General features: G+C 66.8%; 12 protein-coding genes. 6 read left to right on the plus strand and 6 right to left on the minus strand.

Going from position 1 to position 17,083, the window contains the following annotated elements:
* The first annotated feature begins 33 nt into the window (after window positions 1-33).
* A complete protein-coding gene (locus GW587_RS23360; RefSeq protein ID WP_371875643.1) occupies window positions 34-2,142 on the plus strand; it encodes a TonB-dependent receptor plug domain-containing protein in 2,109 nt (702 codons plus the stop codon).
* Between the two features lie 25 nt (window positions 2,143-2,167).
* On the opposite strand, the gene GW587_RS23365 is transcribed toward GW587_RS23360, so the two are convergent.
* The gene (locus GW587_RS23365; protein WP_166107125.1) at window positions 2,168-3,817 is read right to left on the minus strand and encodes a methyl-accepting chemotaxis protein; all 1,650 of its coding nucleotides are present in this window, start codon (window positions 3,815-3,817) and stop codon (window positions 2,168-2,170) included.
* A 254-nt stretch (window positions 3,818-4,071) separates the two neighbouring features.
* On the opposite strand from GW587_RS23365, the gene GW587_RS23370 reads away from it, so the two are divergent.
* Genes GW587_RS23370 through GW587_RS23385 form a run of 4 tightly spaced genes read left to right on the plus strand, consistent with a single transcriptional unit; the run spans window position 4,072 to window position 7,007 of the window.
* Window positions 4,072-5,235, plus strand: a complete 1,164-nt coding sequence (locus GW587_RS23370) for a SpoIIE family protein phosphatase (protein WP_229259620.1) — start codon at window positions 4,072-4,074, stop codon at window positions 5,233-5,235.
* 13 nt (window positions 5,236-5,248) lie between these two features.
* A complete protein-coding gene (locus GW587_RS23375) occupies window positions 5,249-5,806 on the plus strand; it encodes a SiaB family protein kinase (protein ID WP_166107128.1) in 558 nt (185 codons plus the stop codon).
* A gap of 17 nt (window positions 5,807-5,823) precedes the next feature.
* Window positions 5,824-6,210, plus strand: a complete 387-nt coding sequence (locus GW587_RS23380) for a DUF1987 domain-containing protein (RefSeq protein ID WP_166107130.1) — start codon at window positions 5,824-5,826, stop codon at window positions 6,208-6,210.
* Window positions 6,210-7,007 carry a GGDEF domain-containing protein gene (locus tag GW587_RS23385; RefSeq protein ID WP_166107132.1) on the plus strand — a complete coding sequence of 266 codons (798 nt, stop codon included), beginning with the start codon at window positions 6,210-6,212 and terminating at the stop codon, window positions 7,005-7,007. Before GW587_RS23380 ends, GW587_RS23385 begins: the two co-directional genes overlap by 1 nt.
* Here the strand turns inward: GW587_RS23385 and yjjJ are convergent.
* Window positions 6,964-8,358: a type II toxin-antitoxin system HipA family toxin YjjJ gene (gene yjjJ / locus GW587_RS23390; protein WP_166107134.1), complete on the minus strand. Its 1,395-nt coding sequence runs from the start codon at window positions 8,356-8,358 to the stop codon at window positions 6,964-6,966. The genes GW587_RS23385 and yjjJ overlap by 44 nt on opposite strands.
* 85 nt (window positions 8,359-8,443) lie before the next feature.
* Window positions 8,444-9,394, minus strand: coding sequence for a 2-hydroxyacid dehydrogenase (locus tag GW587_RS23395; protein ID WP_166107135.1), 951 nt, complete (start codon window positions 9,392-9,394; stop codon window positions 8,444-8,446).
* A gap of 164 nt (window positions 9,395-9,558) precedes the next feature.
* Between GW587_RS23395 and GW587_RS23400 the strand changes: the two genes are divergently transcribed.
* On the plus strand, window positions 9,559-14,562 hold the full coding sequence (locus GW587_RS23400) for a response regulator (RefSeq protein WP_166107137.1): 5,004 nt from the start codon (window positions 9,559-9,561) through the stop codon (window positions 14,560-14,562).
* Here the strand turns inward: GW587_RS23400 and GW587_RS23405 are convergent.
* The 3 genes from GW587_RS23405 to GW587_RS23415 are packed head-to-tail and all read right to left on the minus strand — an operon-like array spanning window position 14,559 to window position 17,064.
* Window positions 14,559-15,155: a 2'-5' RNA ligase family protein gene (locus GW587_RS23405; RefSeq protein ID WP_166107139.1), complete on the minus strand. Its 597-nt coding sequence runs from the start codon at window positions 15,153-15,155 to the stop codon at window positions 14,559-14,561. The genes GW587_RS23400 and GW587_RS23405 overlap by 4 nt on opposite strands.
* The gene (locus GW587_RS23410) at window positions 15,155-15,697 is read right to left on the minus strand and encodes a response regulator transcription factor (RefSeq protein ID WP_207393611.1); all 543 of its coding nucleotides are present in this window, start codon (window positions 15,695-15,697) and stop codon (window positions 15,155-15,157) included. The genes GW587_RS23405 and GW587_RS23410 overlap by 1 nt, the downstream gene beginning before the upstream one ends.
* A complete protein-coding gene (locus GW587_RS23415; RefSeq protein ID WP_166107140.1) occupies window positions 15,694-17,064 on the minus strand; it encodes an ATP-binding protein in 1,371 nt (456 codons plus the stop codon). Before GW587_RS23415 ends, GW587_RS23410 begins: the two co-directional genes overlap by 4 nt.
* Window positions 17,065-17,083: the final 19 nt, after the last annotated feature.

Consider the following 17,083-nt stretch of genomic DNA (forward strand, 5'->3'; position numbering starts at 1 on the left):
TGAAAAAAACACATCGGAGGTAGCATCTTGAAAGTGTGGAGCGCCCAACGGCTGACCTTGACCGCGGCACTCACTCTCCCGTTGACGGTGGCCCAGGCCTACGCCGGCCAGAGCCCGGCCGACGAGGATGAACTGGCCTTGCTGTACGGCGCCGCCGACAGCGTCAGCATCGCCACCGGCAATTTGCAGGCGCTGCGCCGCGCGCCGGCGGTGGCGTCGGTGATCACCGCCGCCGACATCGCCGCCATGGGCGCGACCGACCTCGACCAGGTGCTCGAAAGCGTGCCGGGGATCCACGTCAACCGCACGCCCAACAGCAATTCGCCGCTGTACGTGGTGCGCGGCATCGTCAGTCCCTACACGCCGCAGATCCTGATGCTGCAGAACGGCGTCCCGATCACCACCGCCTATGTCGGCAACAAGGGAAATATCTGGGGCGGTTATCCGGTCGAACACATCGCCCGCATCGAGATCATTCGCGGCCCCGGCTCGGCGCTGTACGGCTCGGATGCGTTCTCCGGCGTCATCAACATCATCACCAAGGGCCCGCTCGAAGCCCAGGGCACCGAAGTCGGCGCCCGCGCCGGCACCTTCGACACCTATGACGCCTGGGTGCAACACGGCGGCAAGGTCGGACCGGTCGATGTCGCCGCCTATGTGCGCATGGGTTCGACCGACGGCAACGACAGCCGCATCGACGCCGACGCGCAAAGCCGCAACGACACGCTGTTCCGCAGCCACGCCAGCCTGGCGCCGGGCGGCCTGAACAACCAGGTCAAGGCGGCGGACGCCAATCTCGACCTGATCTACGGCCAGTGGCGCGCCCGCTTCGGCTACAAGAAACGCTACGACATGGGCACCGGCGCCGGCATCGCCTCGGCGCTGGACCCGGTCGGCCGCCAGCGCAGCGAACGCATCACCAGCAGCCTGGCCTGGGCCGATCCACAGTTCAGCGGCGACTGGGGCCTGGGCGCCAGCCTCAGCACGCAGCAGTATTCGCAGGAAGTGACCACGCTGTACCGGCTGTTGCCGCCGGGGCTGGTGTTCCCGACCGGCGCCTTCCCCGACGGCATGATCGGCGCGCCGGAGACGTGGGAGCGCACCTATCGCCTGTCCGGCTATGCCGATTACAGCGGATTGAACGCGCATCACCTGCGCATCGGCGTCGGTCACGACGACATCGACCTGTACCGCGTGCGCGAGGTCCGCAACTTCAGCTACGCCGCCAACGGCACGCCGATCCCGCTGCCGTCCGTGATCGAGACCACGTACACGCTGCCGTTCCTGCGTCCGCAGCGGCGCAGGATCGACTATGTGTATCTGCAGGACGAGTGGAACCTGGCCAAGGACTGGAACCTGACGGCGGGCGTGCGGCGCGATCGCTACTCGGACTTCGGCGGCACCACCAATCCGCGCCTGGCGCTGGTGTGGGACGCCAGTTTCGACCTCACCGCCAAGCTGCTGTACGGCCGCGCCTTCCGCGCGCCGGCTTTCCTCGAAAGCTACGGCATCACCAATCCGGTTGCGATGGGCAATCCAAACCTGAAGCCGGAACGCAACGCGACCAGCGAACTGTCGTTCGCCTGGCAAGCGCGCGCCGACGCCAACGTCAACCTGACCTTCTATCGCTACGCTATGAAGAACATCATCCGCGTCGTGCCGAACGCCACGCCCGGCACCGGCGGCACCTACGCCAACACCGGCAACCAGAACGGCCGTGGCGTCGAGCTGGAGTCGACCTGGACGGTGACGCGCGATCTGCGCTTGTCCGGCAACTACGCCTGGCAGCGGTCGATCGACGAAACCACCGACACCGACGCCGGCTATGCGCCGCACAACCATCTGTACGGCCGCGCCGATTGGGCGTTCGTCAGCGGCTACCAGGCCGGTACGCAGGTGAACTGGGTGGCGGGCCGCAAGCGCGCTTTCGGCGACGCGCGTCCCGCGATCAGCGACTACACCACGCTGGACCTGACGCTGGCGACGCGCAACGGACGCCGGCAATGGAACTTCTCGGCGGCGCTGCGCAACGTCTTCAACGCCGACGTGCGCGAGCCGACGCCCGCCCCCGGCCTGAACCTGCCGCACGACCTGCCGATGGCGCCGCGCACGATCTCGCTGCAGGCCTCCTACAGGATGTAAATCCGCCGCGCCGTCGGCGCCGACGCTAGGCGGCCTTCGGGGCGGCGATGCGCGGCGGAACCTCACGCCGCGCAGCGTGCCGAACGGCGGGAATCGGCAACTGGTGGATGGCGGCATGTCCCCAACCATCCGCGTCGATCTTGAACGAGCCGACCAGCTCCGCCAGCTCGCGCGCCTGCGCCTGCATGGCGTCCGCCGCCGCTGCGGCCTCCTCCACCAGCGCCGCGTTCTGCTGCGTGACGTCGTCCATATCGCTGATCGCCGCGTTGACCTGCTCGATGCCATGCTCCTGCTCCGCGCTGGCCGAGCTGATCGCGCCCATGATCGCGGTCACCTTGCGCACGCTGAGCACGATCTCGTTCATGGTCGCGCCGGCCGTCTCGGCCAGCTCGCTGCCGCTGGCGATGCGCTGCGCCGAATCGTTGATCAGCACCTTGATCTCCTTGGCCGCCGTCGCCGAACGCTGCGCCAGGTTGCGCACCTCGGACGCCACCACCGCGAACCCACGCCCCTGCTCGCCGGCCCGCGCCGCCTCCACCGCCGCGTTCAAGGCCAGGATATTGGTCTGGAACGCGATGCCATCGATCACGCTGGTGATGTCGACGATCTTGTGCGCGTAGTCGTTGATGCTGGCCATGGTCCGCACCACCTCCGACACCACGTCGCCGCCCTTGCCCGCCACCTCGGACGCCGACAGCGCCAACTCATTGGCGTGGCGCGCGTTGCCGCTGTTCTGCCGCACCGCCGCCGTCAATTCCTCCATCGCCGACGCGGTCTCTTCCAGCGCGCCGGCCTGGTGCTCGGTGCGGCGCGACAGATCCAGGTTGCCGTTGGCGATTTCGCGCGAGGCCGAATCGATCGCCACCGCGCCGTCGCGCACCCGGCCCACGGTGTCGGCCAGACGGCCGGTCATGTGGCTGAGCGCATCGAATAATTTGCCGATCTCGTCGCTGCGGCCGTGACGGATCGCCACGTGCAGCTCGCCCGCCGCGACCTGCTCGGCCAGCGCCACCGCCTGCGTCAGCGGTCGCACGATGCTGCGCGTCAGCAGCCATGCCAGCAGCGCGCCCAGCGCCAAGGTCGCCAGGCCGAGACCGATCAACAGCGCGCGGCTGCCGCGAAACTGGCTGTCCGACTCGGCCGCCAGCGCCTTGGCCTGTTGGGTTTGATAGCTCAACAGCTGGTCCAGCGCGCCGGTGTAGGCCTTGAAGACGGCCGGCATCTTGTTGTCCAGCAGGTCGCCGACATCCTGGATGCGTCCCATGTCCTTGAACTTGAACAGTTCTCCGCGCATGGCCAGGTACGCCGCCTTCTTGCCGGACACCGCGCCGCGCAGCGCCGCTTCTGCGGCTTCGGCCGGCATCGCCGCCAGCCTGGACTCCAGGGTCGCGGCCAGTTTCTCGCCGGCGGTCAGCTGCGCCTGGAAGATGTCGCCCACTTCCAGACTGTCGCTGCGGGCGATGGAGATCACGCGCAGGCCGTTCAGTTCGGTCACGCCCAGCAGTTCGGAGGTCAGCTGCTGCCGCGCCAGTTTTTCGTTGACCAGGCTGGACGCCGTGTCATTGGCCGATTGCAGCCGCCACAGCGATACGCCGGACATGCAGGCCATCACGAACAACAACAAGGCGAACGACGCCACGACACGCATGCCGGTATTTAATTGGGGAAATTTCATAGCCTTCATCTTTAAAAGTCACGGAATGCCGACACTGTAGCCGCCAAATGTGACACGTCAATTACCGTGAGGCAATATTTGCAATGCCTGTGCGCAGACTGATAACAGACTTTTCTTTTGATTAAGATGTCATCGACTGGTAATAATTTCCCTATAGCATGTAGTCCTGTTGTCTTAACTAAAGGTTACCGGCCGTGGAGTTCAATGCCTCTCGTTTGCACCTGCCTCGTTTTCGCTTGTCGGTCGCGGCCGACCTGTGTGTGGAAACCGTATCGGTGCCGTCCGACACCAGTAACTTCGCTGTACTGGAACTGTTCACCGAACGCCGGGATCTGAATAGCCTGCCGGTGATCGAGGGCGAGCGCCCCATCGGCCTGATCAGCCGCAACATCTTCATGTCGCAGATGTCCAAGCCCTTCTACCACGAACTGTATGGGAAGAAGAGCTGCATCGCCTTCATGGACAAGGAACCGCTGATCGTCGACGCCGCGATGAGCATCGAGGCGCTGACTTTCCGCGCCGTCGAATCGGGCGAGAAAGCGCTGGCCGACGGCTTCATCGTCACCCGTGACGGCGCGCTGGCCGGCGTCGGCTTCGGCCTGCAGCTGATGAACGTGGTGGCCAATATGCAGGCGGAGAAAAACCGCCAGATCATGCACAGCATCGACTACGCCAGCGTGATCCAGCGCGCGCTGCTGCGTCCATCCGACCTGGCCCTGGCCGACGTCCTCGACGACGCCCACCTCGAATGGCAGCCGCGCGACGTGGTCGGCGGCGACTTCTACCACTTCGCGCGGTATGAAGACGGCTGGTTCGCCGCCATCGCGGATTGCACCGGCCATGGCGTGCCGGGCGCGTTCATGACCTTGATCTCTTCCTCCACGTTGACGCAGGCCTTGCAGCAACTGGGCCCGCGCGATCCGGCGGCGTTGATCGGAGAGGTCAACCGCGGCGTCAAGAGCATGCTGGGCCAGATCGAAGGCAACGGCAACGCCGAATCGAACGACGGCATGGACGCCGCCTTCCTGTGGTTCGACAACGCCACGCGCCAGCTGCACTTCGCCGGCGCCAAGCTGCCGCTGTTCCAGCTCGACCCGGAACAGCAGGCGGTGCAGACCATCGACGCCGAACGCATGGGCGTCGGCTACGTCGATTCGCCGCAGGACTACGCCTGGAACAACAAGGTGATCACGATTCCCGAGGGCAGCCTGCTGTTCCTCACCACCGACGGTCTGATCGACCAGATCGGCGGCGCCAAGGACATCGCCTACGGCAAGCGCCGCATGCGCGACGTGCTGCTGGCGCAGCGCACCGCCTGCGCGCGCCACGTCAGCCAGGCCATGCTCGACGACTACCAGGCCTGGCAAGGCGCGCAGCCACGCCGCGACGACCTGACCTTTTTCTGTTTCCGCCCCTAAGAGGAGCACGATTTTGCTGTACGAAGAATTCAACGACTTCTGGGATGTGGCCCGCAAGCGCAACATCATCTTTTTCTACGTGGGCTACTTTTCGCAGCACGTGGTGGCCGCCATTTCCGAAACCATCAAGGCGCGGCTGGACACGGCCGGCGCGGCGGGACCGACGCGGCGCCGCATCTTCTCGTCCTTCGTCGAAATGTCGCAGAACATCATGCACTACTCGTCCGACACGCTGACGCCCGACGAGCAGTCGGACAACCAGATGCGGCGCGGCTCGTTTTGCATCGGCATGAAGGGCGACAGCTTCTTCCTGCTGTGCGCCAATCCGGTCGACAGCGCCAACGTCGAGCGCATCCGCAGCCGCCTCGAACCGCTGCACACGATGTCGATGGAGGAAATCAAGTCGGCCTACAAGAAGGCGCTGCGCGACGAGACGCCGGCCGACAGCAAGGGCGCCGGCCTGGGCTTTCTGACCATGGCGCGCGACGCCAGCGAACCGCTGGAATTCGAATTCGTGCAGGACAACCAGCACCCGGACGCCACGGTCTTCTGCATCAAAGCGATCATCTGAATATACTGAGAACTAACATGGAACCACTCTTTATCGCCGCCTCGCCGACCTCGCCGGAGATCGACTTCCGCTTCGACCAGCACACGCTGTCGATCAAAGGCGAATCCTATCCGGAGAACGCCGCCGCCTTCTACGGCCCGGTGATCGCGCAGGTGCAGGCTTATCTCGCGGAGCGCAAGGACGCGGCCATCACCGTCAACGTCTCGCTGGCCTACTTCAACAGCTCCAGCACCAAGATGCTGTTCTCGTTCTTCGAAGCGCTGAACGACGCCGCCATGGCCGGCAACCACGTGCGCCTGAACTGGTACCACGACGAGGACGACGACACCATCCTCGAATTCGGCCAGGAATTGCAGGACGATTTCGGCGCCCTCGACTTCCACGACCATGCGGTGAGCGGCTGATGAAACCCGCGGCCGAAGCCGATCTGTTCGCGTTGGAGAGCGCGGCCCTGGCCAACGCCAAGGCCGCGCACGCGGACCCGGGCGCCGACGCGCGCTCCGCGCTGGCCGAGATGATCGTCCACTACGAGCGCCTGATGCGCGAGAGCCGGCGCCTGATCCGCCGCAGCGACCGCGCCGAGTTCGACATGAACCAGATGAACCGCCAGCTGCACGAATTGGCGCAACAGCTGGAATACCGCGCCACCCACGACCCGCTGACCGGAGCGCTGAACCGGGGAGCGGTCATCGACCAGGCCAGCGCCTGCCTGGAGAGCCGCGACCTGGCCCTGATCGTGCTCGATATCGATCACTTCAAGTGGGTCAACGACGACTTCGGCCACCCGGCCGGCGACACCGTCATCAAGACGGTGGTGAACTGCCTGCAGGATCTGCTCGGGCCGGAAGTGGCGATCGGGCGCGTCGGCGGCGAGGAATTCTCGGTGGTGTGGCCTACCGCTTCGGTGGAAGAGGCGCAGACGGTGGCCGCCAGCATTTGCGACGCCATCGCCGACCAGGTGTTCGGCGCGCCGATCGACCGCCAGATCACGGCCAGCGTCGGCGTCAGCTGGAATCCGGCCGGCACCACCTTCGAACTGGCCTACAGCCGCGCCGACGAGGCGCTGTACGCCGCCAAGCGCGCCGGCCGCAACTGCGTCAAGGTGTACTGGCAGTTGCCGCCGCCGCAGCCTTTATCCCCAGCGTCGGCACCGCCCGCTACTCCGCCAGCGCCCGCAGGCGCCTCAACTCCCTGCCATTGACACGGCATGTCGCGCGGAAGCCGGCGCTGATGCGTCCATCGGCCGCCGCCATGCTCCAGAACTCGATCGCCGCCTGCGCCGCCGCCAGCCAGTCCTCGCGCTCCGCCGGCAAAGGCAGCGCCGGCGCGAATTCGCGCGGCGGCAGCTCCACCCCGCGCACCGGCGCATACAGCATCGGCAGCATGTCGTAGGCCGGCGCGAGCGCCAGCGGCGGCTTGCCCGCCGCGCCGGGAACGAAGGCCAGGTTCCCTTCATGCATATCGTTGTTGCCGATCAGCCGGCCGAAGTGCCATAAGCGCTTGATCTCGGCGTGGGTATCGGCGCCGACGTAGCGGTCCGCCAGCATGCGCGCCGCGACCTTGATCCAGCCCTCGCCCGCCATGCCGAACAGCGCCGCGTCCAGCGCCGCCCAGGTGCAGACCGCCGAGCGGCCGAAATCGCCGTGGCGGTCGAAGCGCACCACCTCCAGCATGGTGCGCTGGCCGTGGCGCAGCACGCGGCTGCGCGCCGCCGCCACGCCGAGATGATTGCTGATCGTCTCCAGCGCCAGATGCTCGCACACCAGCAGATCCGACCAGCGCTGCGTGCCGGGCGCGTTGTCGTTGCCGGAGAATTTGACGATGACGTGGGCGCGCTCGCCGTCATGCTCGCGGAAGGCGGTAAACTTGGGGAACTCGCCGCCGGCGGACGAGCCGGCGACGCCCGCCTCCATCGCTATCTCCGCCTGGCGCGTGTAGGCCGACTCGATCTCCGCCGCCGCGACCGGCGCCAGACCCTGCCGCAGCGCTTCCAGGTGGCGGCGGTAGGCCGCTTCGCCAAGGATGTAGTTGCCGGCGGCGTCCGCGCCCAGCGTCGACAACACGTACAGGGTGTCGTCCTCCTGCCACTTCTGCGGGTCGGCCCCGACTTGCAGCATCTCGGCGAAATTGCGCGCGAAATTCCGGCCGAGGAAACCCTGCGGCCGCATGTCGTCGAGCGGGTATGGCAGGCCGGGGAACCAGCCGTCGCCCATCTCCGGCGCCAGCGGCCATTCGAGCGGCTGTTCGTAGCGCAGCGCGCAGCCGGCGGGATAGATAGGATCAAGCAGCGCGACCTGCTCGCCACGGCCCTTGCGGTCGATCCGATACAGCGGAATCGGTTCGCGAACGCCGCGCAGCGGACGGCGCGCCGCATAGCTGGTGCGCCGTGCCGCGCCGCGCACCACCACCTGGTCGCCCAGTTCCTTCACCATGCGCATCATGGTGGCGCGGCTCAGCGACGACCGGTTTTTCTGCAGGCGGAGCAGCAGATCGGCGCCGGAAATCACCCGCGCCAGCCGAAGTATATGCAGCACATCAACGGAAGAAGCCATGAAACGCACCATGAAACGATTCTAATCGCTCAAATATAACATATTCAATGACTTAAAGGATTTTCTGCAAATCCGGTGAAACGATTTACAGAACAATAGTCAATAAGGGTCGGCCGTCGAAATGCGCGCTCAGATTATCCACCACAAGCTGCCCCATGGCGTGACGCGTCTCCACGGTCAGGCTGGCCACGTGCGGCGTCATCACCACGTTCTCCAGCGCGCGCAGTTCGGCCGGCACCTTGGGCTCGCCGTCGAACACATCCAGCGCCGCCATGCCCAACGCGCCCTCGCGCAACGCGGCGATCAACGCCGCCTGATCCACCAGCGACCCGCGCGCGATATTGACCAACGTGCCCGCAGCCCCCAATGCCGCCAGCACCTGCGCATCGATCACATGACGCGTGGCCGGACCGCCCGGCGCGCACACCACAAGATAATCGCTCTCATGCGCCAATGCCAGCAAGGATGCGCTGCGCGGCGCCGTCACGCCCTCGATCGCGCGCGGCTGAAAGTAGCGGATCTCCATGCCGAACGCCTGCGCCCGCGCCGCCACCGCCTGGCCGATGCGACCGAAGCCATACACGCCGCACACCTTGCCGCGCAAGGAGCGCGTCGGCGTCAACGGCTTGCCGGCCTCCCAATCGCCGGCGCGTACGAAGCGATCCAGCGCCGGCAAGCGGCGAGCCGCGGCCAGCAGCAGCGCCAACGCCAGATCCGCCACATCGTCGGTCAGCACGCCCGGCGTATTCGTCACCGCGATGCCGCGCGCCCGCGTCGCGGCCAGGTCCACCGCATCGGTGCCGATACCATTGACGGCGACGATCTCCAGCTTGGGCAGTTGCGCCAACAGAGCCGCATCGATGCCGATCGCGCCGGTGGTCAGCACGCCGCGCACGCCGCCGGCCACGCCGGTCAGCCACGTCGCCTGCTCATCGCGCGGCTGGCGCCACAGATGGTGGCAAATGAATAGTCGCTCCAACTGCGCCATCACATCGGCCGACGGACTGGCCGCGATTACAAGTACTTCAGGTTTCATGTTGATATCCACTTTGGTTCGCATGTGGCGATTGTACAAGCGCAGTCGATTTCCCGTTGCTACTCGTGGACATTCCAGCAGCTATTACGTATGCTCTGGATAACCTTTGAACAGGAGTGCGCCCCGCCTTGAACGCCCACGTCCTTACCCGGCATCTCCGTGCGATGGCAGCGCGCTGGCTGGCCCGTGCCGCCTTCGCGATGGCGATGCTGGCCGCCGCCGGCGCCGCGCACGCCGGACCCGATCGCTGGGACAGACTGGCGACGCCGCTGTTCGAACATCTCGGACTGAACGAGGGCCTGCCCAACGCGGTCGCGATGGCGCTGGCGCAGGACGGCGACGGCTATATCTGGGTCGGCACGCAGAGCGGCCTGGCGCGCTGGGACGGCTATCATGTGCGTAGCTTCCAGCACGACGCCGCCGACGCCGGCAGCCTCCCCGGTGACTTTATCCAGGCGCTGCACGTCGATAAGCGCGGCCACCTATGGGTAGGCACCACCGCCTCCGGGCTGGCCATGTACGACAAAAGCACCGAGCGCTTCGTCCGTCCCAACGATGAACTCAGCCGGGGCCAGGTCAACGCCATCGCCAGCGACGCCAAGGGCAACCTGTGGATAGGCACGCCCACCGGCCTGCGCTACTACGACGTGGTGCAAGGCTCGCTGCGCCGTTACACGCACGAAGACACGCCCGGCCTGCCGGACAACCAGATCCGCGCGTTGCTCACGGACCGCGCCGGCAACCTGTGGATAGGCTCGGGCAGTGGGCTGTCGCGCATGAAGCCTGGCGGCACCATCCTCACCATCCCGATCGCGGCCGAATCCAACAGCACCCACCACGACGCGGTGCTGTCGATCGGCGAAAACCACCAGGGACAGATCGCCTTCGGCACGCTGAAGAGCGGCTTCGGCGTCGTCAACGCGCAAGCCGACAGCGGACGCATCGTCGTCCCCAAGGACATCAAGGGACTACAGTCCAACATGGTGCTGGCGGTGACCGAAAGCGTCTCGGGCGTCTGGTGGCTCAGCACCTACGGCGGCGGCGTGATCGAATACGAACCCAACACCGGACGCGCCACGCGCATCCTGCACCAGCCGGCGGTGCCCTTCAGCCTCAGTAACGACCGCACCGCCGCGCTGCTGCGCGGACGCAGCGGCATCGTCTGGGTCGCCACCGAGCGCGGCGTCGACATCTACAACCCGCACAGTGCCGGCATCGACGCGGTGTTCGGCGCCGAAGGCGCGCAGGAGGCGTCGGTCACCGCGTTGATGACCGACAGCCGAGGCGACGTCTGGATCGCCCTCGCCGACCAGGGCGTCGACATCGTACGGCTCGACGGTGCCCGGCGCGCCGCCCTGCGCCCGGATCCCACCCGCCCCGAGCGCGCGCTGCCCAGCCGCGTGGTGCTGTCGCTGGCCGAAGCGGAACCCGGCGAGGCCTGGATCGGCACCCAGCTTGGTCTCTATCACACCAGCGCGCACGGCAGCATGGTGCAGCGGGTCGACCTGCCGGACACCAATCCCTATCCCCGCATCGGCACCATCCTGCGCCACAAAGGCAAACTGTGGCTAGGCACCTTCGACGGCCTGCTGGAATACGACCCGGCGGCCAACACCTTGCGGCGCTACGCACAGGGCCCGGCCGAAACGGGAGGCCTGAGCGACAACCGCATCCACACCGTGCAGGCCGACGCCGACGGCGCGCTGTGGATCGGCACCCGCGACGGCTTGAACCGGCTCGATCCCGACAGCGGCAAGGTGGAGCAGATCCGTGCCAATCCGGGCAAGGCCGACGCGCTGTCGGAAGCCGTCATCAGTTCGCTGGCGATCGACCGCCGCAGCCGCCTGTGGGTCGGCACCTACGGCGGCGGCATCTGCGTGATGACCGGCCGCGACGCCCTGGGACAACCGGTATTTGAACGCATCGGCACCCGCGCCGGACTGGAGACCGGCACCATCATGGCGCTGCAGGCCGACCCGGTGGGACGGATCTGGGCCGCGACGCTGGACAGCATCGCCGTCATCGATTCAAGCACGCTGCGGGTGCGCGCCCTGACCCGTGCCGACGGCCTGGCCTTCCGCACCTTCTTCATCAACGCCAGCACCGTCACCATGGAGCGCGACCTGCTGTTCGGCGCCAGCTCCGGCATGGCGGTGGTGTATCCGGGGCGGCTCAACGACTGGAGCTATCGCCCGCCGCTGGTGATCAGCTCCGTGCGCCTGGACCAGCGCCCGCTGGCGCCGGCGCAGCTGGCCGGCGCCGACGGCCCGACGCTGACGTTGCAGCCGCAGGACCAGGGGTTCGAAGTGGAGCTGGCGGCGCTGGACTACTCGGCGCCGCAGCGCAACCGCTACGCCTACCTGCTCGAGGGCTTCGACAAGGGCTGGATCGACGCCGACGCCAGCCGCCGCATCGCCGCCTACAGCCGCCTGCCGCCGGGCAGCTACCGGCTGCGCATGCGCGGCAGCAACCGCGACGGCCTGTGGAACGCCGAGGAGCTGACGCTGCGGGTGGAAGTGCTGCCGGCCTGGCACCAGACCTGGTGGGCGCGATTGGGCTACTTCCTGGTCACCTGCGTGCTGGCGTGGGCGCTGGTGCGCTGGCGCGTACGGCACCTGCACCACAAGGGCGAAGCGTTGCAGGCGCTGGTCTACTCGCGCACCCAGCATCTGGAAAAACTCAACGCCATCGTCAAATCGATCAACGAACAGCTGGACTTCGACGCGCTGCTGCACACCATCCTGCACGAATCGACCGTCATTAAAGGCATCGACTCGGCGCTGGCCCTGGTGCGCGAACCCGGCGCCACCACGCTCAGCCTGCGCGCGGCCTGGGGCCGCATCGACGCCACCGCCACCGACAGCTACCGCATCGACCAGCGCCAGGCCGAGCTGCGCTACGCGCCACCGGACTGCATGATCGCGCCGGACATCTTCGAAGTGCACCACCAGGACTCGCTGCCGGGCGACGTCTGCGCGCTGCTGTCGGTGCGGGTGGTGCTCGACGGCCAGGTCGAGGGCTACCTGATTTTCGAGAACTACCAATACCGCGCCGCCTTCTCCGACAGCGACCTGGATCTGTTGAAGGCTTTGAAAGAACCTTTCGTCTCGGCCTACCAGAAGGCGCGCGCGCTGCGCATGATCGAACAGGCGCGCCTCAACGCCGAAGCGGCCACGCGCGCCAAGAGCGAATTCCTCGCCAACATCAGCCACGAAATCCGCACCCCGATGAACGCCATCCTCGGCTTCGCCGGTCTGGGCACACACCTCGACCTGCCGTCGCAGCCGCTGGACTACTTCCGCAAGATCGGCCGCGCCGGACAAAGCCTGCTGGAGATCATCAACGACGTGCTGGACTTCTCCAAGATCGAATCGGGCAAGCTGGAGCTGGAGGCGCTGCCGTTCGACCTGCCGGACACCCTGAACCAGATCGCCGACCTGTTCGCGTGGCGCGCCGCCGAACGCGGGCTGGAACTGGTGATCTGGGCCGCGCCGGACGTGCCGACCAACCTGCTGGGCGACCCGCTGCGCCTGAGCCAGATCCTGGTCAACCTGGTCGGCAACGCGCTCAAGTTCACCGCGCGCGGCCACATCGAACTGCGCGTCGAGCGCGACCCGGGCGGCGACGGCGCCACCGACATCGGCAACGGCGCGCTGGCGCTGCGCTTCACGGTCGAGGACAGCGGCTTGGGGATCAGCCAGGAGCAGCAGGCACGCCTGTTCCAGGCCTTCGCCCAGGCCGACGCCAGCACCACCCGCCTGTACGGCGGCACCGGGCTGGGGCTGGCGATCTCGCAGCAGCTGGTGCGCAAGATGGGCGGCGTGATCAAGGTCGACAGCGAACCGGGCGTCGGCAGCAGCTTCAGTTTCACCGCGCAGCTACTGCCGGCGGCCGACCAGACCACGCGCCTGCAGCCGGTGCCGGAATCGGTGCAGGACAAGCGGGTGCTGGTGGTGGACGACAGCGAAGCGGTGCGCCACATGCTCAAGATCCAGCTGACGGCGCTGGGCGTCAAGGCACGCGCGGTGGCCTCCGGCGCGGCGGCGGTGGCGGCGCTGCAACTGGAGCACTACGACGTGATGCTGATCGACGCCGACATGCCGGACCTGGACGGCATCGACACGCTGCACCGCATCGCCGAAGAGCCGGAGCTGGCGGCGGTGCCGGCGGTGCTGATGGTGACCGCCTACGCGCGCGAGCACAACAAGGAAACCATGGAGCAGATCCGCATCATGCCCCATCTGGACAAGCCGGCCAATCCGCACCTGCTGCGCAGCGCGATCATGACCGCGCTGGGGCTGGACGCCGGCCAGCCCGCCGTCAAGAGCAAGGCGCCGCCATCGTTGGCGGTGCAGCGCATCCGCGGCGCGCTGGTGCTGGTGGTGGACGACAACTCGATCAACCAGCAGGTGGCCAGCGAAATCCTGCAGCGCGCCGGCGTGCGCAGCGACATCGCCGCCAGCGGCGAGGAAGCGGCGCGCATGATCGACGCCGTCAGTTATGACGCGGTGCTGATGGACATCCAGATGCCGGACATGGACGGCTACCAGGCGACGGCGCTGATCCGCGCCGACGGGCGCCACGCCGCGCTGCCGATCATCGCCATGACCGCGCACGCGGTGGCCGGCTATCGCGAGCGCTGCCTGGCGATGGACATGAACGACTACGTCACCAAGCCGATCGACCCGGACACGCTGTACGCCGTGCTGGCGACCTGGGTGCAGCCCGACATCGGCCGCGCGGCGGCGGCGATGGCCGAGGCGGAAGCGCCGCGCCCGGCGGCCGTCTTCGCCCCCCATCCCGGCATCGACGTCGCCGCCGCGCTGGAGCGGCTGGGCGGCCACGGCGCGCTGCTGACGCAGCTACTCAAATTGTTCGCCAGGGACTTCGAACACAGCATGCAACAGATCCAGGACGCCATCGAGGCCGGCGAATTCCCCAAAGCGGCCGACCTGGTGCACAAGATACGCGGCGCCGCCGGCAACCTCTCCGCGACCGAGCTGTTCAACAGCGCCACAGCCCTGGAAGCCGGCCTGCGCGCGCAGCAAGACGCCCTGCCCGACACGCTGCGCGAATTCGTCGAAACGTTCGGCACCGTGATGAGAAGTGCCCGCGAAACTCCGGGGTCAGAGCCAAAAACTGGACACGAGCTCATGTCCAGTTTTTAGCTCTGACCCCGGAGTGGCCATCGGCCCAGCGCAGTATAGGGCTGGCCTTGGCCGAGGCGGCTGTGCAGCAGCAACAGTTCGCGCACCCTCCATTCGACCGGCGCCACCGGTTGTGGCAGCGCGGTGATGTCGTCGTAGAGCAGCGTGATGTGCGGCGTGTAGCTGGCGGGAATCGGCGGCAGTCCGGCTTTCGGCATCGCGCTGGCCAGCGCCCGGTGCAGCGCGGCGATGCCAATCACACCGTCGTCGCCGGTCAGCACCAACGGACGGTTGTTGCGACGTGTGACGAAGGATTGCGCCGTGTCGAAACAGGCCACGAACGTCGCCATGGCCTTCGCCGCCGCTTCGGCCGCGCGCTTCGCGCTCGCCACTTTCGCATGCGGCATGCCGGCAAAGTCACCCAGGTGGTGTAAGGTGACGTGCAATTTGGTGTCGGCTGTCGGCCGGCCGCGCATGCCGTGTTGCGTCTTCAATCTCGCCGTCAGCGCGACGATGTCGGCGATGGCGTCAGCGTCCGGCATGATCGCGAAAAAAATGCGATCGGTCGCCATCGGCGGCGGTTCAAGCGCATCGAACAGTCCTTGTCGGCTCATCACTTTACCCGCTGCTTCTCCAGCTTGCGCGCCAGCGTGCGGCGGTGCATGCCGAGCCGCCGCGCGGCTTCGGAGATGTTGAAGTCCGTCTCCGCCAACACCGCGTGGATATGCTCCCATTCCAGCGTCTTGATCGAGGTAGCGCGGTTGGTCACGTCCACCTCGGCCGCGCCGGCGACGTGCTCGAAGGCGGCTTCGATGTCGTCGGTGTTGGACGGCTTGGCCAGGTATTGGCAGGCGCCCAGTTTGATCGCTTCCACCGCCGTGTTGATGCTGGCGAAGCCGGTCAGCACCACGATCAGCATCGATTGGTCGTGCTGGTGCAGCATCTGCACACAGGCCAATCCGGACGAGTTGCCCTTCAATTTCAGGTCCACCACGGCATAGCCCGGCGCGTGTTCTACCAGCAGCGCGCTGACTTCGTCGACGTTTTCCGCCAGCAGCACCTTGTAGCCGCGCCGTTCGAAGGAGCGCCCCAGGGTGCGGGCGAACGCCGCGTCGTCCTCGACCAGCAGCAATACCCGTTCTTCGTCTATTGTCATGTCGCTTGTAGTTCCGGTTTGATTTCAATGGCGGACAGCGGCAGCGTCAGGCGCACCACCGCCCCGCCCTGCGCCAGGTTGCTGGCGCTGACCGCGCCGCCCAGCGTGCGGGCGACGTTCACCACCAGGAACAGCCCGAGACCGCCGCCCGGCCGCCCCTTGCTGGAGTTGTACGGTTTGCCGAACTGCGCCAGCATCTCTTCGGCGAAGCCCGGGCCGGCGTCGGTCACCTGCAGCACCAGTTCGCCCGCTTCGACGCTGGCTTCCATGCGCGACCATTGCGGCGACGCTTCCAGCGCATTATCCAGCACATTGCAGATCATTTGCTTCAAGGTCGAATCGGATACCACCGGCAAATCCGGCGCGATGCGGTTGTCGAATTCGAAACGCACCACCGGCCGGCCGATGCGCCATTCCGCCACCACTTCGGCCAGGAAGGTGTTGATGGTGGTGGCGGCCGACGATTCGCCGCGCGTCTCGCCGGCCGACAGCAGGATGCCGCTGACGATGGATTTGCAGCGCTTCAGCTGGGTTTGCATTTCGGCGATCTCCTCCAGCAGCACCGGGTTGCCTTTGAATTCGGGCATGTGCTTCCAGTCGCCGAGGATCACCGCCAGTGTCGCCAGCGGCGTGCCCAGTTCGTGCGCGGCGCCGGACGCCAACAGTCCCATGCGGACGATGTGTTCCTCTTCGGCCGCGCGCTGGCGCAGCGTGGCGATCTTGGCGGCGCTGTCGCGCACGTTGTCGGTGATGCGGCTGACGAACACCACCAGCAGCGCGGCGTCGAGGATGAAGCACAGCAGCGTGCCCTGCACGTACAGGCTGAAGATGCCCAGCGAGTGGTCCAGCGGCAGCGTCAGCGGTTCGGAGAACAGCGCCAGCCCGGCGATGCAGGCGCCGGTGACGATGACGATGGTCCAGGTCGACCAGCGCTCCAGCAGCACCGCGCCGAGGATCACGTGCAGCAGGTACAGGAACACGAAGGGATTGGTGGCGCCGCCGCTGAGGTAGAGCTGCGCGGTCAGGCTGGCCACGTCCACCGTCAACGCCAGCAGCAGCTCGCTGTTGGAGACGAACTGGTTTTCCTGCCAGCGCAAGGTACTGGCGATGTTGAAGGCGATCAGGCAGGCCAGCACGTTGAGCATGGCCGGCATCGGCAGTTCGACTCCGAGCGCCACCGAGGCGCCGGCGATGGTGGTGATCTGTCCGATCACGGCGATCCAGCGCAGCTGGATCAGCTGCTGCATGTTCTTGTGGCCGGCGGCGTGGGTGATGGTGTTGGCGGAGGCGTTCACCGCCGCCAGCGGTTCGACCACCGGCATGCCGGGGCGGCCGCGATCGTAGGGGTTCTCGTTTTTCCTCGCCATTATTGCTTTCTTGCCTTCC

Origin of the sequence: Duganella aceris (assembly GCF_011090165.1) — a bacterium.
GTDB lineage: Bacteria > Pseudomonadota > Gammaproteobacteria > Burkholderiales > Burkholderiaceae_D > Rugamonas > Rugamonas aceris.